The following is a 25,584-nucleotide window of genomic DNA, read 5'->3' as shown; positions in this document are numbered from 1 at the left end:
TAATACTGCATCCAATGTCGGTTTTTAACCAATTGATCATATAGTAGAACATCAGTAATGGCTGAAATTAAAACTGATTGCGCACCCAACGCGTCCCATTGCTTTAGTGCATACTGGATAGCTTTGGACAACGCAGAGCCTTTTGATAAGGTGCGCATGGTTGTCTGCAACCAGTTGTTAAACTGTATCAGGATGGGTTTGGCCTGCAGACTTCGCAGGTGCTGTCGTTCATCCGGTGGTTGGCCTCGTGCCTGTTTCTCAATCACGTATAGTGATTGGATTATGGTCAGGGCTTCTTCTGCCAAGGGGGACGGGCCGGATTGGGTAATGTCATAGAACTTACGCCGCACATGGGCCCAACAACCATGCTGGGTGATGTGGTTTTGGTATAAGGCATTGTAACCGGCATAGGCATCAGCCTGCAGTGAACCTTTATACCCGGTTAAATGGGCAGTGGGGTGCAGACTTTTTCTATCTTCACTGTATTGCAGCCACACGGCAGGCGGTGTGGTATCGCCCCAGGAACGACCATCACGCACATACGTCCAGTAGCGGCCGGTTTGTGTGCGGCCTTTTCCTGGTGATAAGGTTGGCGCGGTCGTGTCATCCGCAAAGATATGTTGACCGGCTTTGACATGGCGTCCAATCGCCTCAGCAAGGGGCGTTAATAATGCACCGGATTGACCAACCCAGTCTGCCAGCGTCGAGCGCTCGATATCAATGCCTTCCCGCGCCATCCGCTCAGCCTGACGGTACAGTGGTTGATGGTCGAGGTATTTATCGACAATCACTTGTGTCAGCAATGCTGCGCTGGCCAGGCCTTTTTTAATCACCCGCTCCGGAGCCTGACCTTGTACCAGCGTGTCGCCGTGTTGGCAACTGAACTTAGGGCGTACAATGCGGATAACCCGATAAGATGCGGGTACGACATCCAACATTTCAGAGACATCCTCACCGATATGGGTTAATTCGCCCTGACATGCCGGACACTGGCAAGGTGCATCAACACGCTTTTCTTCACGTGGTAACTGTGCCGGTAAGGTCACACGACGACACGCAGTGGCTTTCTCTTCGACAGCGCCATCGGTAAGTTTCGGTAAGGCGGCCGTCTGCATCTCCAGCTCTTCTAACTGCAATTCCAGTTGATGGATTTGCTTATCCAGATGCTCCGAGGAGCGACCAAAACGGGCGCGCTTTAATACAGCTAATTGATGGCGTAATGACGCAATAACCGTGTCTTGCTGGGCAAGCGTTTCCTGCAGCTGCAGGATAATCGCCTGCAACTGTTTCGGGTCATTGGGTAAGGTAGGTGCCATCATTTTCATGCGGCGTATTATAGCGCAAAGCGATGGCTAACTCATTGATTAATTGTATTTAAGCTGTGTTTTTTGGCGTATTTTTTCTGGCGGGCGGACGCCAGTCTAAGCCTTCAAGCAGTAGCGCTAACTCCGCTTGGGTTAAATGCACAGCACCGGATTTTGCGACAGGCCAGACGAACTGTCCCTGCTCAAGACGCTTGTAGAATAAACACAAGCCCTGACCATCCCACCAGAGTAATTTCACCCGGTCACTGCGCCGTCCGCGAAAGACAAACACATGACCACTGAAAGGGTCTTTTTGCAGGACGTGCTGCGCCATGGCAGCCAGGCCATCAAACCCTTTGCGCATATCAGTGTAACCGGCACACAGCCAGATACGCACATTATGCGATAACATCATCATGATAACGCTGCCACCAGTTGCGCTAACATGGCCGGTGTTGCCTCGTGTAACATCAACTGATGGCCACTTCGAAATGACACCGTGATGGCAGGTTTAGGCAAAACGGGGGCTGCTGCATTAGCCGGGCGGACGCTGACAGGTAGAAACGCTGAAGCTGCTACAGGCGCATCCGGCTCACCTTTAGCGCGTCTGCCCCACAAAGCCTGACCCGCCTCAGCTTCACGCATCCAGCGAAATACCTGGTTGGTGTTCACATCGTATTTGCGGGCTAATTCAGAAACGGACAGTGTACGCTCTTTGGATTCTCGGACAATCTGCCATTTAAACTCAGGGGAAAAGACCCGGCGCACATCGGGGTGTTTTAAAGCTGGCATTCATAAGTCTCACAGTTGGCAACAGTGAGCACTATGATGCGTGATCAGTTAGCAAATAAAAGATGTGTTCGCCGGACGCTTACGGTATATCAGTCTGTTTTAATGCTAGATTGGAATTTTTACAAAAAGCCAATATGGTTTTGTCACAATACCGCACAACCAAAATTTTACGCTTTTCAATCCCCTCAGCAAGCAACTTAATAATTTACATAGTAAATAAACCCTCTAGTGCAAAAGTTCTTAAGCATAATTAACGTCTATTAAGATCGATTATTGTCACAGATTTTTGTGACGAGCGTTTGTGCAGAGGTAAATTACCTAAAGGTCAATAATTAGCTTTTTCCGGTACAAGGATTTTGGAAAATTTATTGATTGGTAATCGAAGTTGTCACAGATTCGTCACAGGGCAGGGAATTTAGGAATAAAACATTTCCCTTAAATAGGGAATTGTATATGTTTCAATAGGTTGAGTAGGTGTGTAAAGTGGTTGCGGGAGCCGGATTTGAACCGACGACCTTCGGGTTATGAGCCCGACGAGCTACCAGGCTGCTCCATCCCGCGTCCGTGTATTACCCTTGAGCAGTGAAGGTAATAGTTTGATTTGCAAGACGTTAATTGATGACCTTTGGTGTAACTTGGTCACAATTGGTTGCGGGAGCCGGATTTGAACCGACGACCTTCGGGTTATGAGCCCGACGAGCTACCAGGCTGCTCCATCCCGCGTCCGTCATTGCGGGGCGCATCTTAGTGTTTTTAGATAAGCGATGCAAGCGGTTAATTGCAATATTTTCGCGAATGCCATTCAACTGCTGCTTTAAGCAGCGGCTTGTTGTTTTTAACATCAATATCGTTGCTAACGATAATTCTTCAAACGTCTTTAAAGCACATTCTGTTATACTACTGGCCATTTTATTTGAAGGTTGGGTGTTATGCTGGAATTCTGGGCTTTAACGTCAAAAGGCGTCGAAGAGCTGTTAGCCGATGAGATACGTTCACATCAAGGCGAAGTATTAAAAGTTTCTATGGGTGTGGTGCGCTTTAAAGCAGAGCTAAGCAGCGCTTATCAGTTGTGCTTATGGTCGCGCTTAGCTACCCGTATTATGCGGCTGATCCAGTCAGAGCCGGTAACAGCAGAAACCGATCTTTACCAAGTGGCCCGAAAAATAGATTGGCCACAGCTCATGACCATTCGACAAACGCTTGCCGTAGATTGCGTAGGTAAACACGCCACTATCGATAATAGCCAGTTTGGCGGTATGCGTTTAAAAGATGCCATCGTCGATCAATTTCGCGAAGAAACCGGTCAGCGTCCAGATGTCGACCGGTTAAACCCCGATATGCGCTTTCAAGTACGTTTAGAGAAAAACTTCTTTCATTTCTTGCAAGATTTCTCTGGCCCATCATTACATCAGCGTGGTTATCGCGCCGGGCAGGGGGAAGCGCCATTAAAAGAACATCTGGCGGCCGCATTATTAAAGCGTTCGGGCTGGACACCCGAGCAACCGTTATTTGATCCGTTTTGCGGTAGCGGTACCATTATTATTGAAGCGGCGTTAATTGCGCTGAATAAAGCCCCCGGCTTACAGCGCGAGCGTTTTGCTTTTGAAGGCTGGCCTGGCCATCGTGCCGCGATATGGCAGCAACTTAAAGCCGCCGCGAAGGCGCAAGAGCGTAGTTTACCCGATCAGATACTTTGTTATGGCAGGGACACCGACGAGCGCGCATTAGGTAAAGCGCGGCAGAATATTGCGCGTGCTGGTGTCGCACATTTAGTCAGTGTCGATTATGGTGATGCCACGGCATTACAAAAAGCGGTTAGCGAGCAACCGGGTGTGATTGTCACTAACCCGCCTTATGGTGAGCGTTTAGGCGATTTACCCAGTTTAATTCCGTTATACAGCAAATTTGCTTTAGCGTTAAAACAACATTATCAAGGTTGGCGTCTAGCCATTATTACCTCAAATGCCGATTTACTGCGTTCATTGCGTTTATCAAAAAGTAAAACGTACAAATTTACCAATGGCCCATTGGATTGTGAATTCACCTTATTTGATTTAACTGAAAAACAAGTAGCGGTCAGCTCAAGTGCGCCGTCGTTGTTTTATAGCGAAAGCAGCTCCTTTGGTAATCGTTTAGCGAAGAACTTAAAACAATTACAAAAATGGGCAAAACGCGAAAACCTGAATTGTTATCGTTTATATGATGCCGATATTCCTGAATATAACGTCGCGGTAGATTGGTACGACGGTGAAGTGGTGGTGCATGAGTATGCGGCACCGGCTACAGTGGATGAAGATATTGCGCAAAAACGGTTGTTTGATGTGGTCAATCAAGTGCCTACGGTACTAGGTATTACATCCGATAAAATGATTTTAAAAGTGCGGGAAAAGCAAAAAGGTAGCAATCAGTATCAAGCCATGGCTAAAGCGGGGCAATATAAAGAAGTGTTAGAATATGGCGCGCGCTTTTTGGTTAACTTGCGTGATTACCTGGATACCGGTTTATTTTTAGATCACCGCTTAACGCGTCGGCTTATTCAGCAACAGGCTAAAGGCAAAACGGTTCTTAACCTCTTTGCTTACACCGGCACCGCGTCTGTTCACGCTGGTATGGGTGGTGCGGCGAGTGTTACTACCGTCGATATGTCGAATACTTATTTAGATTGGGCAAAACGCAACTTTATGCTGAATGGCCTACAAGGTAATCAGTATCAGTTTGAGCAAGCTGATTGTTTACAGTGGCTGTCACGTAATCGCAATTTGTATGATTTGATCTTTGTGGATCCGCCAACCTTTTCTAACTCAAAGCGGATGGAAGACAATTGGGATGTACAGCGTGATCATGTGAAATTAATCAATATGTTGATAGGGCGGTTAGCACCCGGTGGCAAGGTAATTTTCTCGAACAACAAGCGCCGTTTCAAAATTGATCAAGCCGCCCTAGTCGAGTCTGGTTGGCAGGTAAAAGATATTTCTGCGGCTACCTTACCTGAGGATTTTAAACGCAACCCGCACATTCACGTGTGCTTTGAGTTAACGCGTTAATGGCTGTTTATACTCTTTACAGTACTTGGGGTTGCCATCTGTGCGAAGAGGCAGAAAGTCTGTTATTCACAGCAGGCATTGCCGAGCAAACTCAGGTTCTGGATATTATCGACGATGAACAATTGCTAGCGCGTTTTCGGGTGCATATCCCGGTGCTGGCTGGCACCGATCAGCAAGGTAATGAAACCTTAATTTATTGGCCTTTTACAGCGGCACAGTTACAGCATTGGCTTAAGGATACAAAGTAGTGGAGTTATTACGTTTTCAACAGGCGAGCTTGGCTTTTGGTACCAACCCGGTATTAGATCAAGTCGATTTTAGTTTATTCAGCGGCGAGCGCGTCTGTTTAGTGGGGCGGAATGGTGCAGGCAAATCAACCTTTTTAAAATTGCTGACCGGTCAACAAAACTTAGATGATGGCCAAATCGTTATGACTAACGGCGTTATTTTAAGCCGTTTAGAGCAAGATCCCCCGGCGAAAATGGACGTGAAAATTGCCGATTTTATTCGGGAAGGTGCCGGCGATTTAGCGGATAAAGTACAGCAATTTTATACCTTATCTGAAAACTTAGACGGTGCCGGCGATGCCGAATATCGCTTATTTGAAAGCCTGCAAGCTGATTTAGATGCCCGCGATGGTTGGGGTTTAGAAGCGCGCGTTGAAATGCTTTGCCAACAGTTTGAAATGGACGGCAATAACAGTTTAGCGACCTTATCTGGTGGTTGGTTACGAAAAGCTGCCTTAGCGCGTGCCTTAATTGCCAAGCCCGATATTTTGTTACTCGATGAACCTACTAACCACTTAGATGTAGCTGCTATTAACTGGTTAGAGCAATTTTTATTAAGCTTTGGCGGCGCGATAATTTTCATCTCGCACGATAGGGCCTTTATACGTGCTTTAGCCACCCGCATTATCGATTTAGATCGTGGTCAGCTCACATCGCACCCCGGTAATTATCAAGAATACCTCGATCGTAAGCAAAAAATGCTAGAAGACGAGCAACAACATAATTCACTATTCGATAAACGTTTAGCCGAAGAGGAAGTGTGGATCCGCCAAGGTATTAAAGCGCGCCGCACCCGCAATGAAGGCCGCGTACGTGCGCTTAAAGCATTACGGCAAGAACGCGCGGCTCGGGTTGAGCAATTAGGCAAGGTCGATTTTAATATCGAACAAGCGGCGCGCTCTGGTAAGTTAGTATTTGAAACCAAAGCGTTAAGCCATGCCTTTAGTGGTAAAGCAGTGTTGAATGACTTAGATTTGTTGGTGATGCGCGGAGATCGGATTGCTTTATTAGGGCCAAACGGTGTCGGTAAATCCACACTGATCAAATTACTGTTAGGTGATTACCAGCAAGATAGTGGCGAGATTAAGCGCGGTACCAATTTAGAAGTGGCTTATTTTGACCAACACCGGATGGCGCTGGATTTAAATGCCACGGTGCAAGATAACGTGGCGGATGGTAAACAAGAAATTACCCAAAACGGTCAAACACGGCATGTATTAAGTTACTTACAAGACTTTTTATTCCCGCCATTGCGCGCGCGTACACCCGTGCGTGCTTTATCGGGTGGTGAGAAAAACCGTTTGTTATTGGCGAAATTGTTTGCGCGGCCAAGTAACTTATTGATCCTCGATGAACCGACTAACGATTTAGATGTGGAAACCTTAGAGCTGTTAGAAGATATTTTACAGCAGTATCAAGGTACCGTGTTGTTAGTTAGCCATGACCGTGAATTCGTTAATAATACCGTAACCAGCTCATTATTATTTGCCGGCGAAGGCAAAATTATTGAATTAGCCGGTGGTTATGATGAAGTTATTGCTTGGCAAAAACGTCAACAAACTGCACAAAGCAGCAAAGCGCCAGTAAAAAATAATGATAAAAACAACAGCCAAGTTGAGGAAAAGCCGATACAGGCTTCTGTTAACAATGGTAAAAAGCTATCATACAAAGAAAAGCGCGAGCTAGAGCTGTTACCTGTCTTAATTGAAGAGCTTGATCAACAAGTCAAAGCCTTACAGTTGGAAGTGAACGACGCCGAGTTTTTCAAAGGTTCTGCTGAACACACACAGCAAAGATTGAACCTATTACAAGATACCGAGTCGAAGCTGGCGCAAGCGTACACGCGCTGGGAAGAATTAGAAGCTGCAATTTCGTAAATTTTTAGGGGCCATGCATGAAATTATCACCGATCAGCTTAGCATTATTGCCGTTGCTGACAGTATTTACGGCGCAAGCCGCGGTGTATCAGATCGTTGAATTAGATACTACCACTAAAGTTCGTTCCACCTCGGGTGTTGCGGCAACGCCTCAGGGTGAAGTAATTTTAAATGGCAGTACCTTATTAGACTTTGAAATTGATCTTGATGAAATCGATTTTGAGAGTGAAGTCATCTTAGCGCTATTTACTGATGAGCAGATCGAAGAAATTAATAATGGGATCTTTAGTTCCACGGTTAAATCCACGTTAATCAACTATCTTAGTTCACAAGCTTTTGTCACTATTCAGCCTGTTGGTTTGACACGTGTTATACGTCAAACGCAAAATTCAGGGCAATCGCAAGTGGTGTTGCGTGATACGCAGCAAACCAAAAATAACAGTGAATTTGCTTATGCCGTGAACAACAGCGGATATATTGCAGGTATTGCCACCGCGCCATCCTTTAAAAGCACTTTTACGCCCACGGCTGCGCCGGTAGCTGAAGGTGAAGAGCCGGTTGAACCAGCCAATCCTTATACTGCCTGGATCCCCGAAGCCGGCTACTTGTTCGGCTATGTTGTTAATGGTCAGCAAAGCACCGCTTTACCGCCACAGTTTTCTAGTTATGGTGGTGGCATGTCAGCGGCCCTTGATATTAATAACACTAATCTGGTGGCGGGTTTCACCTCTACCGGTATTACTACAACCACTCAAGAAACCATTGATTCAATTTGTACTGGCTTTAGTCAGCCATTGCAGTTTTGTTTAAATCAAGTTCTGTCTGCTAGAAGCGTGAATGTGCTTTCCTTGTTAAGCAAAGTACGTTTATATGGAACGGTAGACACTTATACCGAGGGTTATGAAGAGCGTGCTGCTCTTTGGCAATATTCACCAGAGGGTACAGCGGTATTAAATCGCACTTGGGGCTTTTTAGGTGAGAAAGGTACTGGTTCAGCAGCAACGGCCTCTGAAGATTATACCGTGCCGGTATATTACAGCCGGGCTAATGCTGTTAATGACAGCGGTATTGCTGTCGGCAGTTCGTTATATTCAGACACCAGCCGTGTTACGACCTTTCTAGATGGTTTTGGTGGTGAATTCCGAATTATTTACAGTGCGCCACATGCCACCATTTTTAATGGTGACAGCGTGACAGGCTTTATTGATACTGAAGAATGGGTGGGTAGTGTCGCTACTGATATTAATAATCAGAATTTAATAGCGGGCTATGCGCTGAAAAACATTAATAGCAGTGTTCGCTCACGTTTTTTTACTTATGATATAAACACGCAAACTTTGCGTTTTCCTGAGGGTTTTTTCAGTAGTTCAGGTACTGAACCGCTGGATATGAATAACCAAGGTCAGGTAGTTGGTCGGGCTGAAGTGATTGTAGGCGGTACAACCTCACGCCGTATTAATGCTTTTCTGTACGATAACGCCAGTAACACCTTTACTAATTTGAACAGTTTAGTGGGATGTGATGCGCCTTACACCTTAGTTGAAGCGAGTTCAATTAATGATGATGGTGTGATCACCGCAACCGCGCTAATTAATCGAGTGGTGTATGGTTATAATGGCGAGCCAGTGCTTGATGAAAACGGTGATGTGTTTGAATCTGAGCAAGCGACCACCGTACTTTTACAGCCTATTGCTAACGGCCAAGTTGAAGACTGTAATGCCGAAGACAATACCTATGAACGTAACGCGGGTTCACTTTCAGCGTTATGGATAATGTTGCTAGGTACTTTACCTTTACTGCGTCGTCGCAACCGCGCGCGATTAAGCCGATAACCTATTAGGTTTACGGCATAAAAAAAGCTGCTTCGGCAGCTTTTTTGTTGGGTGCGCCGGGCACGGCGCGTTGCGCTTGAGCGCAACTGGGTTGACTGTGGTGGTCAAACTGGTGACTTGGAGGTGCAAGTCCTCTACACACCCGGCAAGGGGAAGTGTTAGCTGAACGGCAAGGGTGCCTATCGTGAGTTAGGATCTGAAGGAAGCCGAAGGCAAAATGCTGGCCTGACGAACAGGAAGCGATTAAGGCGTTGTAGCTGGGTAAGGTGGCCCATATCACTAAAGCCCAATACTTGCACAGAAGGTTACAACGTAGAGTCGACAGGTATAAGCAGGAAGGTCGCGCGAATTACCCCGGGAGCTCTGAAAGCCTGCCATAGTGCTACTGACATCGAGAGGTGTTGGGATGGGTCTTCAGAAGTCAGCCGAGGCCGTAGTAGTGCTGAAAACCGACAGCATGAAGGGCTGAACATAGTTAACCGTGATTAGGACACTGGTACTCGATGTTGATTAATGATGCACAAGCGCAGCAAGTTGCGGCCATGAACAGAGGAAGCGAACAGAATTCGCCGAGGCTGATTGATGGTGTTGAAATCAGCACGGCGGCCAGTGGGCGAACGAAAGCGGAAAGGTCGTTGACGATAGAGGCAGTGATAAGCCGTGAGAACCTGATGCTGGCGTATCAGCGGGTGGTGGAAAACAAAGGTGCGGCTGGTGTGGATAACCTCAGTGTGCAGGAGTTAAAACCATGGCTGAAACAGCATTGGCCGAGCGTCAAAAGTACACTGATAGCAGGCAGCTATCTACCACGGGCAATTCGTAAAGTGGATATCCCAAAGCCCAACGGCGATGTGAGAACATTGGGGATCCCGACCGCGGTAGACCGACTGATCCAGCAAGCGATAGCGCAAGTTTTAACGCCTTACGTGGAGCCAACATTCTCAAATTCCAGCTATGGTTTCCGGCCGAACCGCAATGCATGGCAAGCGGTGCGCCAAGCACAGCAATACATTCAAAGCGGCCAACGCTGGGTGGTAGACATGGATTTGGAGAAATTCTTTGACCGGGTTGACCACGACATTCTGATGTCGAGACTGGCCAGAGTAATCAAAGATGAACGGCTACTCAAACTCATCCGCCGTTATCTGGAAGCAGAAATGATGGATGATAAAGGTGTGATTAAACGCGACAAAGGCATGCCGCAAGGTGGCCCGTTGTCGCCGCTGCTATCGAACATCTTGCTGGATGAACTGGATAAAGAGCTGGAGAGACGAGGCCACAGCTTCTGCCGCTATGCCGATGACTGCAACATTTATGTGCGCAGTGAAAAGGCAGGCGAACATTTGCTGAAGGGCATCAGTGAGTTCTTAAGGAAAACACTGAAACTACAGGTAAATACGCAGAAAAGTGCAGTGGCAAGGCCATGCGCACGTAAGTTTCTGGGCTATAGCTTTACACGGCACAAAGTGGCTAGACTGAAAATCGCGCCGAGTAGTTTGGATAGGTTGAAAGATAAAATCAGAAACCTGACGACGGGCAACGGTTCGAAATCAGTTAGTAAAGCGATTAGTGAGCTAACACCCGTGCTGCGTGGTTGGATAAGTTACTTCCGACTAACCGAAGTTAAAGGCGTGCTCGAAGAGTTGGATGGCTGGATAAGGCGCAAACTGCGTTGCCTGTACTGGCGACAATGGAAGCGGCCCTTTACCCGAGCCAAACAGCTGATGAAAGCAGGACTAGACGAAGTCAGAGCCTGGGCGTCAGCTTGTAACCAGCGAGGTGCTTGGTGGAACTCTGGTGCCAGCCATATGAATCAGGCTTTGAAGAAAAGCCAATTTGAAAGGCTGGGATTAATATCACTGCTGGAATGTCATCGACAGTTCCAGTGTTAACATGAACCGCCGTATGCGGAACCGCATGTACGGTGGTGTGAGAGGACGGCGGGAGTGATCCCGCCTCCTACTCGATCATAACTTCATCGCCTTCGCTATATGCTTTTATGTTTGAAATTCACTTTGCCTTATAGCACTTCCATCTAAAAATAAACAACCGCAAAAACCGACTACTTCTCATGCTGTTAGTCAAAGTCAAGTTGTTTATTATAGTAATTTAGCTTGAACCTTTTGCCGTCTTTGACTATCTATTAAATGTAACATTTAGCTGTTATGGCAGCGCAGTGTTATTTCTAAATAAAAATTGTGAGGAAGATTGCCGTATGAAAAGACAAAAACGTGATCGTCTGGAACGTGCTCATGCTCAAGGTTATCGTGCTGGTGTTACCGGCCGTTCAAAAGAACTTTGTCCTTATCAAAATTTAGACGCTCGTTCTGAGTGGTTAGGTGGCTGGCGGGAGGCCATAGAAGATCGTAACGTAGGATTATTCAGTAAAGGCGCTTGATGTCTTAAATTGAAATGCAAAAGCCCCGAAATTAACGGGGCTTTGTGGTTTTTATTGTCATTACAACAGATTAAAAACTAGAGGTGTCTTGGAATAATCCAACTTTAAGATCGGTTGCTGCATAGATATCGCGTCCGTCAACACTCACTACACCGTCACCAATCCCCATAAACAGTTTACGCTTAATCACACGCTTCATATTGATGGTGTAAGTCACTTTCTTCGCCGTTGGCAATACTTGACCAGTAAATTTCACTTCACCAACACCTAAAGCACGCCCTTTACCCGGGCCACCGGCCCAACCTAAGAAAAAACCAACCAGTTGCCACATGGCATCAAGGCCTAAACAACCTGGCATAACCGGATCGCCTTTAAAGTGGCAAGCAAAGAACCACAACTCAGGGGTAATATCTAATTCGGCAATGATTTGGCCTTTACCATATAGTCCGCCTTCTTCAGAGATGTGCACTATGCGATCCATCATTAGCATGTTGTCAGAAGGGAGTTGGCTGTTGCCTGGGCCAAACAATTCACCGTTGCCGCAAGCGATTAAATCTTCTTTTGAAAAGCTATTCTTAGTCATGTATGTTTATCCAATAAAAATGCTGCATCAGCTTAGCGAACAGCTGTACGCTAAACAAGTCCGATTTGTTATAGTATTAACGATTTCTGCAGGTAAATCATTCTAAAACGGTTTGTTCAGCGCTGAAACTGAACCAGCCACACTCCGACACCAAGCAGGTGCGGGTAACGCGTTATGATGGAGTGTCCCATGAGTAATGAAAAAAAGCCGGCGTTAAGTAACGCAGAAAAACAACGACGCTACCGTGATAGGCAAAAAGACTCCGGTAAAAAAGAATTACGCGGCTATTTAACACCAGAAGCCTTAAAGTGCTACGAAGATATTGTGCAAAAAACGCAGTGGAACGACAGTACAATTTTGAGCAATGCGCTGCGTTTAATGTATGCCGCACATAAACTTGGCCAAGTGGGGATTTTAAATAGCTGGTTAAATGAACATAAACGCTAAAAGTGACGCCACCGTGTGGTAAAGGTATAATAGGCTTCATTTTTTGCTTGAAGCTTATTTCAGGAAGGCGCCATGATTTTATTTGTGCAGGATCTTACCGTAATTGATTTTTCTTATCTGCATCGGCAGCGTGGCATGTTGGGTGAAAGCTTTATTGTCGATGTCGAGCTACATGGTGCTTTAGATGACGCCGCTATGGTGTTCGATTTTGCTAAAGTGAAAAAAGTGATTAAACAAGCGATTGACCAATTAGTTGATCACAAGTTAGCCGTTGCTGCGGCATGTCCTGCGCTTCGTCACAGTGAAGCAGAGCAAATGATTGTGCTGCAGTATCAAAGTGAACGCGGCACCATACAACTCGCTTGTCCGCCTTCTGCTTTTGCTTTTATTCCCGGTACAGAGATTAACGAGCAAACGGTAGCCCATTATCTTGAGCAACAAATCAAACCCTTGTTACCTGATAATGTCGCTAAACTCGTTTTAAAATTACGCAGCGAAGCGATGCGCGGTTTTTATTATCATTACAGTCATGGTTTGAAAAAACACGATGGTAACTGTCAACGTATTGCCCATGGACATCGCTCTACTATTCAAATCTTTGAAGATGGCATGTTAGTACCACGCTTAAATAAAATGTGGTGCGAGCGCTGGGAAGATATTTATTTAGGTAGTAAAGACGATCTCGTTTCGGCCGAAGCCTTGTCGTATTTAACGCCGGAAAGCGATGATTATAGCTTCCGTTATCAGGCTACCCAAGGTTGGTTCGAGTTATGTATACCTGCCAGTCATTGTGAACTTGTGTCTTGTGATACCACGGTAGAATGTCTGGCCGATTTTATTGCCGATCAGTTAAAAGCGGCCAATGGCAGTAAACAATATAAGGTGGTAGCTTATGAAGGTGTGGGTAAAGGCGCTATTGCTCTGCGCGATTAGTGTTGCGGCTAACGCCGCGGAAGTGGTGTTACATGGCCCATTAACCCAAGGCAGCTTAATTCGCGGTCAAGCCCCTGTTGGGGCCGAGGTATGGTTTAACGAGCAACCGGTTGTTGTCAGTGCGCAAGGGCAGTTTGTTTTTGGTATTGGCCGTGATGCTGCACTACAACATCAACTTAAAGTGGTACATCAAGGCAAGCAACAGCAATTTCCGCTGCGCTTTACCGCCAGAGAATACGATATTCAGCGGATCACTGGCGTGGAGCAAAAGTATGTAGCACCGCCAAAAGAAGTCAGCGCGCGCATTGCCAATGATAGTGCTAAAGTTCGACAAGTTCGCAGCACATTAACTGAACTTCAAGCCATTTTCGCTGAGCCCGTGCGCCCAGCCGCAGGGCGTATCAGTGGAGTTTATGGCAGTCAACGTGTGTTTAACGGCCAACCGCGCAATCCACATTTTGGTTTAGATATTGCCGCTCCGGTAGGTGCACCGGTATTGGCGCCATGGCCAGGTAAGGTGTTACTGGCTGAAGATCTGTATTTTTCAGGGTTAACGGTAATTGTTGATCATGGCTTTGGGGTGAGCTCAACCTTTATGCATTTAAATGCCATTAAAGTAAAGGTTGGGGATACCGTAGCACAAAGCCAACATATTGCCGATATTGGGGCGACAGGCCGCGTTACCGGCCCGCATTTAGATTGGCGTATCAATTGGTTTCAAGAGCGGCTTGACCCGCAACTGTTGTTACCCGAATTTACGCCAAACCAAACGCAGCGTTTAGCGCTTACCCCTTAAAGCTAAAAAAGGGTTGTTGAGTTTTAACTCGACAACCAGTGTTTTACTGTTACTTCGTTAGCTACATTTAACATGGCAACTCCTGGTGCAGCCTGTTGTATCAGTAGTGCCAACTCGAGTAATCGATCTTTTCTAAAAATGAATAACGGCTGCACAGAGCCTAGCGGTAAACGTAGCATTAGCTCCGTTAAACTCGTTTCGCTGATCTTATAACCGCCCAAGGCCACTAATTGGTCGCCGCTCATTAATCCGGCCTGATGGGCAGCCGAGCCCCGATATAATTGCTGAATAAACACGCCTTGCGCTGTCGTTTTAAGGCTGCAGCCTAAACTGGCTGGCACGACCTTATTGTTTTCACCGGCCAGATCGCTAAAACTGCTGGGCGCGCGCTGTGTTAAGGTTAGGCCTAGTTTGCCCAAGGTTGCTGCCAGCGGTAAGGGTTTGGCTTCATTGATCCAGCTCGTCAATTGGGCAGCGAGTTCGGGTAATTGCCATGCGATGAGTTGCTCGAATATAGCGTTATCCGAGGTGCCTGTTGCAACATGCTGCTGATACAGTTGTCGGCAAAAAGCAGCCAAATTTAATCCTTTAGATTGCAGTTCAGCCTCTAGCAATAAGGCCACTAACGCGCCTTTCGCGTAATAACTGACCACACTGTTAACCGCATTCTCATCTTGTAAATAAAATTTAGTCCACGCCGTAAAGCTGCTATCCGTTAAACTTTGCTGACTATCTGAGGGGTTGCGACTGACCCGAGTAATTAATTTCTCTAACACCGTTAAATAACGGCTTTGCTCGATAATACCGCTTTTAACTAAAGCTAAATCATCAAAGTAAGAGGTAAAACCTTCATAAAGCCATAATTGCCGACTGTACTGCTCTTTATCTAAGACATAGGGCGTAAAACATTGTGGTTTTAAGCGTTTTACCCACCAAGTATGAAAGTATTCATGGCTGAATAAGCCCAACAGATTCTGATAGGCTTCGGTTAATTCTGTTTGTTGTACTGCAGGTAAGTCATAGCGATTGCAAAGTAACAAGGTACTAAATTTATGCTCTAAGCCACCATAGCCTTGCTCGGTCACCCAAAGTAAAAACCAATATTGATCTAAATCTCGCGGCAATTCGCCAAATACATCGCGCTGTACCTGGCAAAGCTTAGCGACATCGGCAGTTAAGCGCGCTTCATCATACAGGTTATAACCACTGACCACGACGTAATGCGGCACACCATCCAAATTAAATTGCTGCACATTGAAAATGCCCACCAGTAAGGGGCTATCTATCAGATGATCATAGTTATCAGCCTGATAACAACCAAAGTCGAGCGGGGCGGTATGAGTTGCTTTGGGCATGGCCGTAGCAACACGCCATGCCGCGCAGCGAAGATCAGTGGGTTTGTGCAGGGTCAGTGAATGGGGCTGTGCCGTCATTTCACTGACGTTTAAACACAGACAAGCCGGGTTAAGCACTGCCAGTTCATCATCAACATAGGCTGCGCGAACCGATAAATCATTAGCGTAAACTTGGTAAGTTACGGTGACCGGTTGTTGCCCACAACTGAGCTGCCAAGATTGTTTATCACGTTGCGCCAGATGAAGTTCACCGTCGGCATCATAAGCATTGATGTTGACAATATGCCGCGCAAAATTCCGCACAAGGTAACTGCCAGGGATCCAAGCCGGCAGGGTTAACTGATGCATTGCGCTGCTAGGCTCAAAATGCAGCGATAGGGTGAGTAGATGCGCACTGATATCATCAAAGGTTATTTCATACTGCACGGCTGACATAACGGGATCTCCAAAGGCTTATGCTAACGGCTAATTGAACACTATTATGCCGTTTCGTTATTAAATTACCAAATGTGCCACAAGTGTTCAGCACACAGGGCTGACATCACGTATAATATGACCATTTATCAGTTAAGGAATTTTATGTCTAACGAAGCCCTCATCATAAAGCGCATGGAATATGCGGTTACTCGAGTGACAAAAACGGTATTTCCTGGGCGCACCAATCATCATAATACGTTATTCGGTGGTGAAGCCCTAGCTTGGATGGATGAAGCCGCTTTTATTGCGGCGACGCGTTTTTGTCGTAAGCCATTAGTTACCGTGTGTTCCGATCGCGTTGATTTTAAAGAATCCATTGCGGCGGGAGATATTGTCGAGTTAGTTGCCCGTGTTGCGCACGTCGGTCGTACCAGTATTAAAGTGCAGGTCGATATTTTTGTTGAAAACATGTACAACGACAATCAACACAAAGCCATTTCGGGTAGCTTTACTTTTGTCGCTTTAGATGAAGATCGCAAACCCACACCGGTGCTAGGCTAAGTTGCACTTGTATAACTGGCCTGACCTTGTTATGTTGCATTAAAAATTAGCCCTGCCAGAGAGTTAGCCACATGAAGACAGCAACAGAGTGGTTTAGTGAATACGCCGTTAGTCATCAAAACTCGGTGAATAAAGCCATCCATTGGGTAGCGGTGCCGCTTATTTACGCGTCGGTGTTGGGTTTGCTGTGGCAGATCCCTATGCCATTTTCAGGCTTGGCAGAGCAGGGCATTAATTGGGCTTTGTTACTGGTAATGCCCGCGTTACTTTTTTACTTTCTACTCGCTTTTAGTTTAGGCCTTGGCATGACCATCTTTACCGCTGCCGTGGTGACAGCGCTAAGAGCATTGGAGCAACAAAGCCTGTTTGCCATTTGGCAAATTGCCGCTGCGGTGTTTGTATTGATGTGGATCTTACAATTTATTGGCCACAAAATTGAGGGTAAAAAACCGTCATTCTTTCAAGATCTGGCCTTTCTGTTGATTGGTCCTGCCTGGTTACTCGGTTTCATTTTGCAACGTTTTCGCATTCGCTATTAATTTAGTTTGTGAAGTGTGCGCGGTTTTATGGCCAAAGTTGCGATTAATGTCTGGTTGTATACGGCAGGTAGCCGAGGCATTATGCGCAGCTATCGTTATAATGCATCTCTATTATGATAGAAACCGGCGTCAACATTGAATAAACTTTTCGAAGATAGAAACCGACAATTCTGGATCCTGCATTCTCTCGGCTGGCTCGGTTTCGCTATAGTCAATTATCTCAGCTCTCTGATGTTAGACACCCGAGATGCTTTTCTGATCGTGATTAGCCTCGATGCCTATGTTGGTTGGTTATTAACCATACCGCTGCGCTATCTTTATCGTAAAGTCTGGTTCTGGGAACCGTGGAAAATGGTGCTGGTTATTTTGGCAGCGGCATTATTAACGGCGTTAGTTTGGACGGTGATCCGCAATTTTAACTATTGGGAGATCTATCGACATGGCTATCGCCCAGCCGACTGGTTTTTATATATCCGTGATACGCCCGTGGCCTTTTACGTTATGCTTAGTTGGAGTGGCTTGTATTTTGGTATTAAGTACTATCAAACCTTACAACTAGAAAAACAAAAACTGCTTACGGCGATGAATAAAGCGCATGAAGCGCAATTAAAAATGCTACGGTATCAGCTAAACCCCCATTTTTTATTTAATACACTGAATGCCATCTCAACCTTAGTATTAATTAACGATAACGATACTGCCAATAAGATGGTCAGCCGTTTAAGCGATTTCTTACGCTATTCGCTGTATAAAGACCCGATTAATAAGGTCATGCTTGAGCAAGAGATCTATGCGGCGAGGTTGTACTTAGAAATTGAAAAGGTGCGATTCTCAGAACGACTAGCAATAGTGATCGATTTAGAGCCTGGCACCGAAAAAGCTTTAGTGCCCAGTTTAATTTTGCAGCCATTAATTGAAAACGCCATTAAGTATGCGGTGGCAAGTCAAGTGGATGGAGGCGAGATCACCATCAAAGCCAAACGCTTTGGGCATGATCTATTGCTTGAGGTGGCCGATAATGGCCCAGGTATGCCGTTAGTTGATGGCTTAGTTAAAGCTTCTGACAACACGGACAGTGGCGTTGGATTAGTGAATACACGAGAAAGACTGGCTGCGTTGTACGACAATGATTTTGCTTTGGTATTAACTCATAATCAACCGCAAGGTGTAAAAGTGAATATCAGAATTCCATTACAACTAGAGAAGACGGATATTGAACATGCTTAATGTAATCGTAGTGGATGACGAACCCTTAGCGCGCAGAGGTATGTTAGTTCGATTAGCTGCATTTCCTGAATTGAAGGTGATTGCAGAATGTGCGAACGGGCCTGATGCATTAAAAGCCATTATTGAGCTGTCACCCGATTTGGTGTTTCTAGATGTCGAAATGCCAGGCATGGACGGTTTTGCAGTGTTAAAACAATTACAGGCGCAAGAAATTAAATTGCCCTACATCGTCTTTGTGACGGCTTATGATCAATATGCTTTTAATGCTTTTGAAGTGAATGCATTAGATTATGTGTTAAAGCCTGTTGAAGCGGATCGGCTGAAAGCGGCGGTAGACAAGGTGATTACTTATCATGGGGCGTCTGACAATCAAAAACATAAAGATCAGCTGGCGGCGGCGGTGGCGCGTTTAACCGGTGATCAAGCCAATCACATCTTAGAGCGTTTAGATAAAGCAGAGCCCGTGGTGAACAGTCGTTTCCCTGAAGCGATCAGTATTAAAGACAGTGGTGAGATCACTCGGGTACCGGTAGCCGAAATCGATTGGGTAGATGCTGCGGGCGATTATATGTGTATTCATACTCGCGATGGCCAAACCCATATTTTACGCCGTACCATGAAAGAATTAGAGAGCGAATTAGATCCAAGGCAATTTGTGCGAGTGCATCGTTCGGCCATTGTCAATGTGCAAACCATTGCTAAACTGCAAATGCTTAGCAATGGCGAACATCAATTACTGTTAACTAATGGCCAAGCGGTTAAGGTTAGCCGTAGTTACAAAGACCGTGTAAAACAAGTGTTTAGCCATTAACTGCCCCTTTAATAACTGCCCACTTGCTGTTGCCAGCGCACTAAGTAAGGATCAATCGCCTTAGTGCGATTGCCGGTTTTAGCCAGTGGGTACAGGGTTACCTCACCGTGTACTTCACCGGCCATTTGTAAATGCGCCCCTTGTTGTAAGGCTTCCACTGCATAAGCACCCAGTTTAGTGGCTAAGATGCGATCTGCGCCAACTGGGCTGCCGCCACGTTGAATATGCCCCAAAATACAGGCGCGACATTCAATACCAATCGCTTTAGTTAATGCTTCAGCCAGCGCGGTGGTGCCGCCAGGGTAACTGTTTTCAGCCACCACAATAATGTAACTGGCTTTGCCCATTAACAGTTGAGCATGCTGTATTGGCGTGGTGATTTGACGTAAATCTTTGGGCGTGATTTGACTAAACTCAGGGCAAATAATTTGCTCGGCACCGCCGGCAATCCCTGCGGCTAAACTGATATAACCGCTGTGACGCCCCATCAGTTCCACCAGAAAAATACGTTCAAAGGCATCGGCTGTATCGCGAATTTTATCAATAGCATCCAGTGCTGTATCAATGGCTGTGGCATAACCAATGGTGTTGGTGGTGCCATCAACATCATTATCAATGGTGCCGGGCACGCCAATAATTTGCCCATCATAATACCGGGCAATTTCCAAGGCACCTCGAAAACTACCATCGCCACCAATCACAATTAAGGCATCGATATTCAATTGCTGTAGGTTATCGGCGGCCAGTTTGGGGCCTTCTGGCGTTTGCAAAGCAGGGCAACGTGCACTTTTTAATATGGTGCCGCCGCGTTGAATAATATTATGCACATGCTGCGGTAGTAAGGTGCGGTATTCTTGTTCTAATAAACCGATGTAGCCGTGCTCAAAGCCGATCACTTCGATACGACACGCCGCCGCCGTTAGCACCACGGCTCGGATGGCGGCGTTCATTCCTGGCGCATCTCCGCCTGAGGTCAGTAATGCAATCCGCTTAATCGTAGCCATATAATTATTCTCCTTTGCCATAAGCCTTGATTATAACGACAGATCTCTAATTTACTTTGATTTATCGCAATTTGATAGAAACACCGCGACAGTAGGCCGAGTTTTAAGCGACAATATAAACCCTTCTTGTTGATTCGTTATTTTGTTTAGGAAAACCTGCGGCATGCATCAAATTACCGGTAAAACCTTGATCGGTTTCTTACTCGCCTTAACCACCGCCGTGCTGTGGGGGGTATTACCCATCGCATTAAAAGTGCTATTGGAGGTATTTACCACCAATACCATTACTGCTATTCGTTTTTTGTTTGCGGCTTTGATGGTAGGGGTTTGGCTTGGACTAAGAGGTAAGTTGCCGTCATTGGCGTTAATGAAACAGCGCAAAATCTTTATCTTAATGGCCATTGCCGTGGTGGGCTTGCTGCTAAACTACATTTTATATTTATCTGGTCTGAATAACTTAACCGCAGAAACCGCGCAAACCTTAATACAATTAGCGCCATTTTTAATGATGCTTGGCGGTATTATTATTTTTAAAGAACGTTTGTTACTCTGGCAACGCGTAGGCGCCATATTGTTGGTCAGTGGCTTGTTATTATTTTTTAACGAGCGGCTGCTCAGTTTAATTGTGCAGGCCAGCAATGAAACGCTTGGAGTGATCTTAGTCATTTTTGCGGCCATTACCTGGGCCGCCTATGCGTTGGCGCAAAAACAGTTGTTGGTCAGTTACAGTTCTAAGCAAATTATGTATCTGATTTACTTTGCCGGGAGTATTGCTTTTATTCCGGTGTCAGACTTCACGCCACTGGGGCAATTAAGTGTACTGCAATGGTCATTGCTGCTGTTTTGTTGTTTAAACACGGTGGTAGCTTATGGCGCTTTTGCCGAAGCCTTACACCATTGGGAAGCCTCGAAGGTCAGTGCGGTACTGGCGATTACGCCGTTAATTACCATTTTAAGTGCCAATGTGGTCGCCGCAATTTGGCCGACGTTGTTGGTGCCACAGCAACTGAATATTTGGTCTTGGTTAGGCGCTATCCTAGTGGTAATGGGCTCTGCTTTAACGGCTTTAGCACCGCAGTTCGTACAATATCGCGAAGCACGCCGTGTGAGAAAACTACAACGCGATGTGTTATGACACAAGACAACGACCAAAATATTAAACACGCTAAACAAAAAGGCCCTGCAATGCAGGGCCTTTGCTAATGATACAAAAACTTATTTAACGGTCACAATGCGGCAGGTATTAGACGCGCCAACCTGTAACATCACATCGCCGTGCGTCATAATGACTAAGTCACCTGATTTTAAACCGGCTTTCTCTCTGATCACCTTGATGGCTTCATCAGCTAAAGACAAGGCTTCTACTTCGGTGCTGTCAAAATACACGGGATAAACACCACGATACATCGCCATTTTGTTCAGGGTTTTGGTATGGCGCGATAGCGCATAAATAGGCTGTGGTGAGGTGATACGAGACATCAACTTCGCAGTATAGCCTGATTCAGTTAACGCAATAATGGCTTTAATACCTGGTAAATGGTTTGCCGCATACATCGCAGACAATGCAATAGTTTCACTGACTTCTGTGAAGTTTAAGTTCATTCGATGCTTAGAGCTTTGCACTGATGGGTGTTTTTCAGCACCAATACAAACGCGCGCCATGGCTTTGACGGTTTCAATCGGATATTTACCTGCAGCAGTTTCAGCAGATAACATGACACCGTCAGTACCATCTAACACAGCATTGGCCACGTCCATGACTTCTGCACGCGTTGGCATCGGGCTTTCGATCATGCTTTCCATCATTTGCGTTGCGGTGATCACAATGCGATTTAATTGACGTGAACGCGCGATAATGCGTTTTTGTTGGCCAACCAGTTCAGCATCGCCTATCTCAACACCCAGATCGCCACGTGCTACCATCACGGCGTCAGAAGCACGAATAATGTCGTCGAGGGTTTCATCATCGGCAACGGCTTCAGCACGTTCTACTTTTGCCATAATGCGGGCTTCAGAGCCTGCTGCCACGGCAAGTTCACGGGCATAACGTAAATCATCACCAGAACGCGGGAAAGAGACGGCAAGGTAATCAACATCAATTTCAGCGGCAGTAATAATGTCGCGTTTGTCTTTTTCAGTCAGGGCAGGGGCGGTTAAACCACCACCTTGGCGGTTGATCCCTTTATTGTTACTTAATTTACCACCGATAGTGACTTCAGTGATCACGCGCTCGCCTTGCACGTCATTTACTTTTAATACAATTCGGCCATCATCTAACAGCAGTAAGTCGCCGGCAACGACATCTTGTGGCAGTTGCTTGTAATCGATACCCACTTGTGTGTTATCGCCTTCACCTTTACCTAAAGCGGCATCTAGCACGAAGATTTGACCTTCTTCTAGCATGATGGCGCCATCTTTAAAGGTTGAAACCCGAATTTTAGGGCCTTGTAGATCGCCTAAGATGGCGACATTGGCGCCTAACTTAGCCGCGGCAGCTCGGACCATCTCAGCACGTTGCTTGTGATCTTCTGCCGTTCCGTGAGAAAAGTTTAAACGAAAAACGCTAGCACCAGCGCTGATCAATTTTTCTAGGATAGCTTGCGTATTAGTTGCGGGGCCGAGGGTGGCGACGATTTTTGTTCTTCTGAGCATCGAAAACTCCTGCTGTTGAAGCTGTGAATAGCTTACTACTTAGTCTAATGTAATTTTATTACATAACCTAGCAGAAAACTGAATTAAAATTACAAAAACGATCATATTTCAACGATTAGCTGATTTGATCTTTTTTATCAAAGCGCGAACCACGCAAACTATCTTTGACTTTCTTTAAGTTTTCTCGAAACTTACTGCCACGTCTTAAGGTAAAGCCGGTCGCTAAAATATCAATTAATACCAGTTGCGCGACCCGCGAAGCCATTGGCATATACATGTCGGTATCTTCGGGTACATCAAGAGAAAGCACCAAGGTACATTCTTTAGCTAACGGGCTGTCATAAGCCGTAATACCAATAACCGTTGCATCGTTTTCACGTGCTATCGCTGCGATATCACACAGGTTTTTCGTTCTACCCGTGTGGCTGATACACACGACCACCTCTCCATCACAGCTGTTAATTGCCGACATACGTTGCATGACGATGTCATCAAAGCAAACCACCGGAACGTTAAACCGAAAAAATTTGTTTTGTGCATCATGGGCTACCGAGGCAGAAGCCCCCAGGCCAAAAAATGAAATTTTCTTTGCTTGGGTTAAGACATCGACCGCACGGTTAATGGCGCTAATATCAACTCGTTGCCGTGCAGTATCCAGTGCAGCCATAGTCGATTCAAAAATTTTGGCCGTGTAAGCCTCTGGGCCATCTTCTTCTTCGACATGCCGGTTCACATACGGCGTACCATTAGCAAGACTTTGTGCCAAGTGTAGTTTAAAATCAGGAAAACCTTTGGTATCGAGTCGACGGCAAAAGCGATTAACGGTGGGCTCACTCACATCTGCTAATTTTGCTAAAGAAGCAATGCTGCTATGAATAGTGGTTTGAGGATTCGCCAGAATAACGTCTGCAACTTTGCGTTCGGATTTGCTGAAGTTATTGACGCTATTAATAATTTTTTCAAGTACGTTCATTAGCTGCTACCTGCACTTATCATTCCTCGTAAGGTCGAGGTGAGTTTTTTTAAGTTTAATGATCTGTCGGTTATACTGTTTTATTTCAATTGTGCCGACAAAACAGTATTAAATTTACCACAAAACCTGAGGAATAGGATAAAACCTGCACTATAATACTACTTTAGTTAAATTTTGAACAGTTCTGTAATTAAATTACATTATATGGCGTTTACAAGCGACATTCTCTCCGTTAGTATGGGGTAAGTGTTGTAAAATTACATCTTTTAAGGCTGAGTTATGACAACCTCCAAGCAAAACCAGGCATGTGATCTTATTCTATTTGGCACCAAGGGCGATCTTGCTCGCAGAAAATTGTTGCCCGCATTATATCAACTTGAGAAAGCCGGTTTATTAGCCGCAGACTCCCGTATTATTGGGGTAGCGCGTGATGATTTAGATAACGCAGCCTATATTGAACTGGTTAAAAGCAACCTAACGCGCTTCTTAAAAAAAGAAACCCTAGATGAAACCGTTTGGGAGACCTTATCTAAAAAGCTGCATTATGTTTCTATCGATTTAAAAGAAACGGCTGATTATAAAAAGTTAGCTGAGGTGGTGGATATCACCAAACGTGTACCCGTCAGTTATTTCGCTACTCCTCCTTCTTTATTTGGCGATTTGTGTCGGGGTTTAGCAGAAGCAGGTTTAGCCGCAGAGCCATCGCGAGTGGTGCTTGAAAAACCGATTGGTCATGATTTGCAATCGTCTTATGTGATTAACGATCAAGTGGCTGAGCATTTTAAAGAGTGCCAAATTTATCGTATCGATCATTACTTAGGTAAAGAAACGGTACTTAACTTATTAGCCCTGCGTTTTGCGAATGCTATTTTTGCCTCTAACTGGGATCACAATGCCATTGACCATGTGCAGATCACGGTGGCTGAAGAGGTCGGCGTAGAAGGCCGCTGGAGCTACTACGATGATGCTGGTCAAATGCGCGATATGGTGCAAAACCACTTATTACAAGTGTTGTCATTGATTGCCATGGAGCCGCCTGCACGCTTAGATGCAGACAGCATTCGAGATGAAAAATTAAAAGTATTGAAAGCCTTACGTCGTATTGATGATAGTAACGTACAAGAGAAAACCGTACGTGGTCAGTATTCGGCGGGTTTTGCGGCGGGTCAAGCCGCACCCGGTTATTTAGAAGAAGAGGGCGCTAGACCCAACAGTAAAACCGAGACTTTTGTGGCGATCCGGGTGGATATTGATAACTGGCGTTGGGCAGGTGTGCCGTTTTATTTAAGAACGGGCAAGCGCATGCCGAAGAAACACAGTGAAGTGGTGATTTGCTTCAAGCCACAACCGCACAATATTTTCAAAGCCACTTACCGCGATTTACCGGCCAACAAATTAATTATTCGTTTACAGCCAGATGAAGGGGTCGAAATTCAGGTAATGAATAAGATCCCAGGTCTTGGCGAAAGCATGCGCTTACAACAAAGTAAGCTAGATTTAAGTTTCGACGAGACTTTTAAATCACAGCGTATTGCAGATGCCTACGAGCGGCTGTTACTTGAAGCGATGCTGGGTAACCAGTACTTGTTCGTGCGTCGTGATGAGGTTGAGCAAGCCTGGCAATGGGTTGACGGTATTATAAACGCTTGGAAAAACACCAATGAACCACCGAAGGCCTATCAGGCCGGTACTTGGGGCCCCGTTTCGTCTATCTCGATGATGGCACGTGACGATCGTAATTGGGACGAATAA

Annotated in this window: 22 protein-coding genes, 2 tRNA genes and 1 pseudogene; 15 read left to right on the top strand and 10 right to left on the bottom strand. The window is 45.8% G+C overall.

Annotation, left to right across the window (positions count from 1 at the left end):
* Positions 1–80: 80 nt before the first annotated feature.
* From tnpC to ACUJFK_RS10485, 5 genes and pseudogenes are all read right to left on the bottom strand, one after another.
* A pseudogene (tnpC, locus tag ACUJFK_RS10505) lies at positions 81–1,325 on the bottom strand (IS66 family transposase); the annotation flags it as partial.
* 49 nt (positions 1,326–1,374) lie between these two features.
* On the bottom strand, positions 1,375–1,722 hold the full coding sequence (gene tnpB / locus ACUJFK_RS10500; protein ID WP_445424798.1) for an IS66 family insertion sequence element accessory protein TnpB: 348 nt from the start codon (positions 1,720–1,722) through the stop codon (positions 1,375–1,377).
* Positions 1,719–2,096, bottom strand: coding sequence for an IS66-like element accessory protein TnpA (gene tnpA, locus ACUJFK_RS10495; RefSeq protein WP_445424797.1), 378 nt, complete (start codon positions 2,094–2,096; stop codon positions 1,719–1,721). Before tnpA ends, tnpB begins: the two co-directional genes overlap by 4 nt.
* Positions 2,097–2,580: 484 nt before the next feature.
* Positions 2,581–2,657: transfer RNA gene (locus ACUJFK_RS10490), tRNA-Met, on the bottom strand.
* A gap of 85 nt (positions 2,658–2,742) precedes the next feature.
* Positions 2,743–2,819: transfer RNA gene (locus tag ACUJFK_RS10485), tRNA-Met, on the bottom strand.
* Between the two features lie 206 nt (positions 2,820–3,025).
* Between ACUJFK_RS10485 and rlmKL the strand changes: the two genes are divergently transcribed.
* The 6 genes from rlmKL to rmf all read left to right on the top strand — a co-directional run bounded on the left by rlmKL (position 3,026) and on the right by rmf (position 11,534).
* Positions 3,026–5,140, top strand: a complete 2,115-nt coding sequence (rlmKL, locus tag ACUJFK_RS10480) for a bifunctional 23S rRNA (guanine(2069)-N(7))-methyltransferase RlmK/23S rRNA (guanine(2445)-N(2))-methyltransferase RlmL (RefSeq protein ID WP_445424796.1) — start codon at positions 3,026–3,028, stop codon at positions 5,138–5,140.
* Complete coding sequence (locus ACUJFK_RS10475; protein ID WP_226752192.1) at positions 5,140–5,388, top strand: glutaredoxin family protein; 249 nt, start codon at positions 5,140–5,142, stop codon at positions 5,386–5,388. Before rlmKL ends, ACUJFK_RS10475 begins: the two co-directional genes overlap by 1 nt.
* Positions 5,388–7,304 (top strand): ATP-binding cassette ATPase Uup, encoded by a 1,917-nt coding sequence (gene uup / locus ACUJFK_RS10470; RefSeq protein WP_445424795.1) that lies wholly within the window; start codon positions 5,388–5,390, stop codon positions 7,302–7,304. Before ACUJFK_RS10475 ends, uup begins: the two co-directional genes overlap by 1 nt.
* 17 nt (positions 7,305–7,321) lie before the next feature.
* Positions 7,322–9,136, top strand: coding sequence for a DUF3466 family protein (locus tag ACUJFK_RS10465; protein ID WP_445424794.1), 1,815 nt, complete (start codon positions 7,322–7,324; stop codon positions 9,134–9,136).
* Positions 9,137–9,639: 503 nt separating this feature from the next.
* Positions 9,640–11,028: a group II intron reverse transcriptase/maturase gene (gene ltrA / locus ACUJFK_RS10460; RefSeq protein ID WP_445424793.1), complete on the top strand. Its 1,389-nt coding sequence runs from the start codon at positions 9,640–9,642 to the stop codon at positions 11,026–11,028.
* 323 nt (positions 11,029–11,351) lie between these two features.
* Positions 11,352–11,534, top strand: coding sequence for a ribosome modulation factor (gene rmf / locus ACUJFK_RS10455; protein WP_226752195.1), 183 nt, complete (start codon positions 11,352–11,354; stop codon positions 11,532–11,534).
* Positions 11,535–11,604: 70 nt separating this feature from the next.
* Here rmf and fabA read toward each other — a convergent pair whose 3' ends face one another.
* Positions 11,605–12,117, bottom strand: a complete 513-nt coding sequence (fabA, locus tag ACUJFK_RS10450) for a bifunctional 3-hydroxydecanoyl-ACP dehydratase/trans-2-decenoyl-ACP isomerase (protein WP_226752196.1) — start codon at positions 12,115–12,117, stop codon at positions 11,605–11,607.
* 189 nt (positions 12,118–12,306) lie between these two features.
* On the opposite strand from fabA, the gene ACUJFK_RS10445 reads away from it, so the two are divergent.
* The 3 genes from ACUJFK_RS10445 (at position 12,307) to ACUJFK_RS10435 (ending at position 14,293) form a co-directional block, all read left to right on the top strand.
* A complete protein-coding gene (locus ACUJFK_RS10445) occupies positions 12,307–12,564 on the top strand; it encodes a hypothetical protein (RefSeq protein WP_226752197.1) in 258 nt (85 codons plus the stop codon).
* Between the two features lie 72 nt (positions 12,565–12,636).
* On the top strand, positions 12,637–13,497 hold the full coding sequence (locus tag ACUJFK_RS10440) for a 6-carboxytetrahydropterin synthase (protein ID WP_445424792.1): 861 nt from the start codon (positions 12,637–12,639) through the stop codon (positions 13,495–13,497).
* Entirely contained in the window at positions 13,457–14,293 is an 837-nt protein-coding gene (locus ACUJFK_RS10435; RefSeq protein ID WP_445424791.1) for a M23 family metallopeptidase, read from the top strand. The genes ACUJFK_RS10440 and ACUJFK_RS10435 overlap by 41 nt, the downstream gene beginning before the upstream one ends.
* Positions 14,294–14,316: 23 nt before the next feature.
* On the opposite strand, the gene ACUJFK_RS10430 is transcribed toward ACUJFK_RS10435, so the two are convergent.
* Positions 14,317–16,083: a M61 family metallopeptidase gene (locus ACUJFK_RS10430; RefSeq protein ID WP_445424790.1), complete on the bottom strand. Its 1,767-nt coding sequence runs from the start codon at positions 16,081–16,083 to the stop codon at positions 14,317–14,319.
* A gap of 144 nt (positions 16,084–16,227) precedes the next feature.
* Here ACUJFK_RS10430 and ACUJFK_RS10425 point away from each other — a divergent pair, with 144 nt between their 5' ends.
* From ACUJFK_RS10425 to ACUJFK_RS10410, 4 genes are all read left to right on the top strand, one after another.
* Positions 16,228–16,626 carry an acyl-CoA thioesterase gene (locus ACUJFK_RS10425; protein WP_226752201.1) on the top strand — a complete coding sequence of 133 codons (399 nt, stop codon included), beginning with the start codon at positions 16,228–16,230 and terminating at the stop codon, positions 16,624–16,626.
* Positions 16,627–16,697: 71 nt separating this feature from the next.
* On the top strand, positions 16,698–17,165 hold the full coding sequence (locus tag ACUJFK_RS10420) for an Mpo1 family 2-hydroxy fatty acid dioxygenase (RefSeq protein ID WP_226752202.1): 468 nt from the start codon (positions 16,698–16,700) through the stop codon (positions 17,163–17,165).
* A 135-nt stretch (positions 17,166–17,300) separates the two neighbouring features.
* A complete protein-coding gene (locus ACUJFK_RS10415) occupies positions 17,301–18,392 on the top strand; it encodes a sensor histidine kinase (RefSeq protein ID WP_445424789.1) in 1,092 nt (363 codons plus the stop codon).
* Complete coding sequence (locus ACUJFK_RS10410) at positions 18,385–19,203, top strand: LytR/AlgR family response regulator transcription factor (protein ID WP_226752204.1); 819 nt, start codon at positions 18,385–18,387, stop codon at positions 19,201–19,203. Before ACUJFK_RS10415 ends, ACUJFK_RS10410 begins: the two co-directional genes overlap by 8 nt.
* Positions 19,204–19,211: 8 nt before the next feature.
* Here ACUJFK_RS10410 and ACUJFK_RS10405 read toward each other — a convergent pair whose 3' ends face one another.
* Positions 19,212–20,207: a 6-phosphofructokinase gene (locus ACUJFK_RS10405; protein ID WP_445424788.1), complete on the bottom strand. Its 996-nt coding sequence runs from the start codon at positions 20,205–20,207 to the stop codon at positions 19,212–19,214.
* Positions 20,208–20,370: 163 nt separating this feature from the next.
* Here ACUJFK_RS10405 and ACUJFK_RS10400 point away from each other — a divergent pair, with 163 nt between their 5' ends.
* Positions 20,371–21,342 carry a DMT family transporter gene (locus ACUJFK_RS10400; protein ID WP_445424787.1) on the top strand — a complete coding sequence of 324 codons (972 nt, stop codon included), beginning with the start codon at positions 20,371–20,373 and terminating at the stop codon, positions 21,340–21,342.
* A gap of 80 nt (positions 21,343–21,422) precedes the next feature.
* Here the strand turns inward: ACUJFK_RS10400 and pyk are convergent, their stop codons facing one another.
* Both pyk and ACUJFK_RS10390 read right to left on the bottom strand, forming a co-directional pair.
* Positions 21,423–22,859 (bottom strand): pyruvate kinase, encoded by a 1,437-nt coding sequence (gene pyk, locus ACUJFK_RS10395; RefSeq protein WP_445424786.1) that lies wholly within the window; start codon positions 22,857–22,859, stop codon positions 21,423–21,425.
* A gap of 115 nt (positions 22,860–22,974) precedes the next feature.
* Entirely contained in the window at positions 22,975–23,832 is an 858-nt protein-coding gene (locus ACUJFK_RS10390) for a MurR/RpiR family transcriptional regulator (protein WP_226752208.1), read from the bottom strand.
* A 279-nt stretch (positions 23,833–24,111) separates the two neighbouring features.
* On the opposite strand from ACUJFK_RS10390, the gene zwf reads away from it, so the two are divergent.
* A complete protein-coding gene (gene zwf, locus ACUJFK_RS10385) occupies positions 24,112–25,584 on the top strand; it encodes a glucose-6-phosphate dehydrogenase (RefSeq protein WP_226752209.1) in 1,473 nt (490 codons plus the stop codon).

This window comes from Alishewanella sp. HL-SH06, from assembly GCF_052656265.1.
This window is presented reverse-complemented; position numbering and strand designations above follow the sequence as displayed.

Coding starts and splice junctions, on each gene's coding strand:
- ACUJFK_RS10420 (WP_226752202.1), top strand. CDS start 16,698: ATGAAGACAGCAACAGAGTGGTTTAGTGAATACGCCGTTAGTCATCAA.
- pyk (WP_445424786.1), bottom strand. CDS start 22,859: ATGCTCAGAAGAACAAAAATCGTCGCCACCCTCGGCCCCGCAACTAAT.
- rlmKL (WP_445424796.1), top strand. CDS start 3,026: ATGCTGGAATTCTGGGCTTTAACGTCAAAAGGCGTCGAAGAGCTGTTA.
- rmf (WP_226752195.1), top strand. CDS start 11,352: ATGAAAAGACAAAAACGTGATCGTCTGGAACGTGCTCATGCTCAAGGT.
- ACUJFK_RS10400 (WP_445424787.1), top strand. CDS start 20,371: ATGCATCAAATTACCGGTAAAACCTTGATCGGTTTCTTACTCGCCTTA.
- ACUJFK_RS10445 (WP_226752197.1), top strand. CDS start 12,307: ATGAGTAATGAAAAAAAGCCGGCGTTAAGTAACGCAGAAAAACAACGA.
- ACUJFK_RS10405 (WP_445424788.1), bottom strand. CDS start 20,207: ATGGCTACGATTAAGCGGATTGCATTACTGACCTCAGGCGGAGATGCG.
- ACUJFK_RS10465 (WP_445424794.1), top strand. CDS start 7,322: ATGAAATTATCACCGATCAGCTTAGCATTATTGCCGTTGCTGACAGTA.
- ACUJFK_RS10410 (WP_226752204.1), top strand. CDS start 18,385: ATGCTTAATGTAATCGTAGTGGATGACGAACCCTTAGCGCGCAGAGGT.
- fabA (WP_226752196.1), bottom strand. CDS start 12,117: ATGACTAAGAATAGCTTTTCAAAAGAAGATTTAATCGCTTGCGGCAAC.
- ACUJFK_RS10390 (WP_226752208.1), bottom strand. CDS start 23,832: ATGAACGTACTTGAAAAAATTATTAATAGCGTCAATAACTTCAGCAAA.
- ACUJFK_RS10475 (WP_226752192.1), top strand. CDS start 5,140: ATGGCTGTTTATACTCTTTACAGTACTTGGGGTTGCCATCTGTGCGAA.
- tnpA (WP_445424797.1), bottom strand. CDS start 2,096: ATGCCAGCTTTAAAACACCCCGATGTGCGCCGGGTCTTTTCCCCTGAG.
- ltrA (WP_445424793.1), top strand. CDS start 9,640: ATGTTGATTAATGATGCACAAGCGCAGCAAGTTGCGGCCATGAACAGA.
- ACUJFK_RS10425 (WP_226752201.1), top strand. CDS start 16,228: ATGTCTAACGAAGCCCTCATCATAAAGCGCATGGAATATGCGGTTACT.
- zwf (WP_226752209.1), top strand. CDS start 24,112: ATGACAACCTCCAAGCAAAACCAGGCATGTGATCTTATTCTATTTGGC.
- tnpB (WP_445424798.1), bottom strand. CDS start 1,722: ATGATGATGTTATCGCATAATGTGCGTATCTGGCTGTGTGCCGGTTAC.
- ACUJFK_RS10430 (WP_445424790.1), bottom strand. CDS start 16,083: ATGTCAGCCGTGCAGTATGAAATAACCTTTGATGATATCAGTGCGCAT.
- ACUJFK_RS10435 (WP_445424791.1), top strand. CDS start 13,457: ATGAAGGTGTGGGTAAAGGCGCTATTGCTCTGCGCGATTAGTGTTGCG.
- ACUJFK_RS10440 (WP_445424792.1), top strand. CDS start 12,637: ATGATTTTATTTGTGCAGGATCTTACCGTAATTGATTTTTCTTATCTG.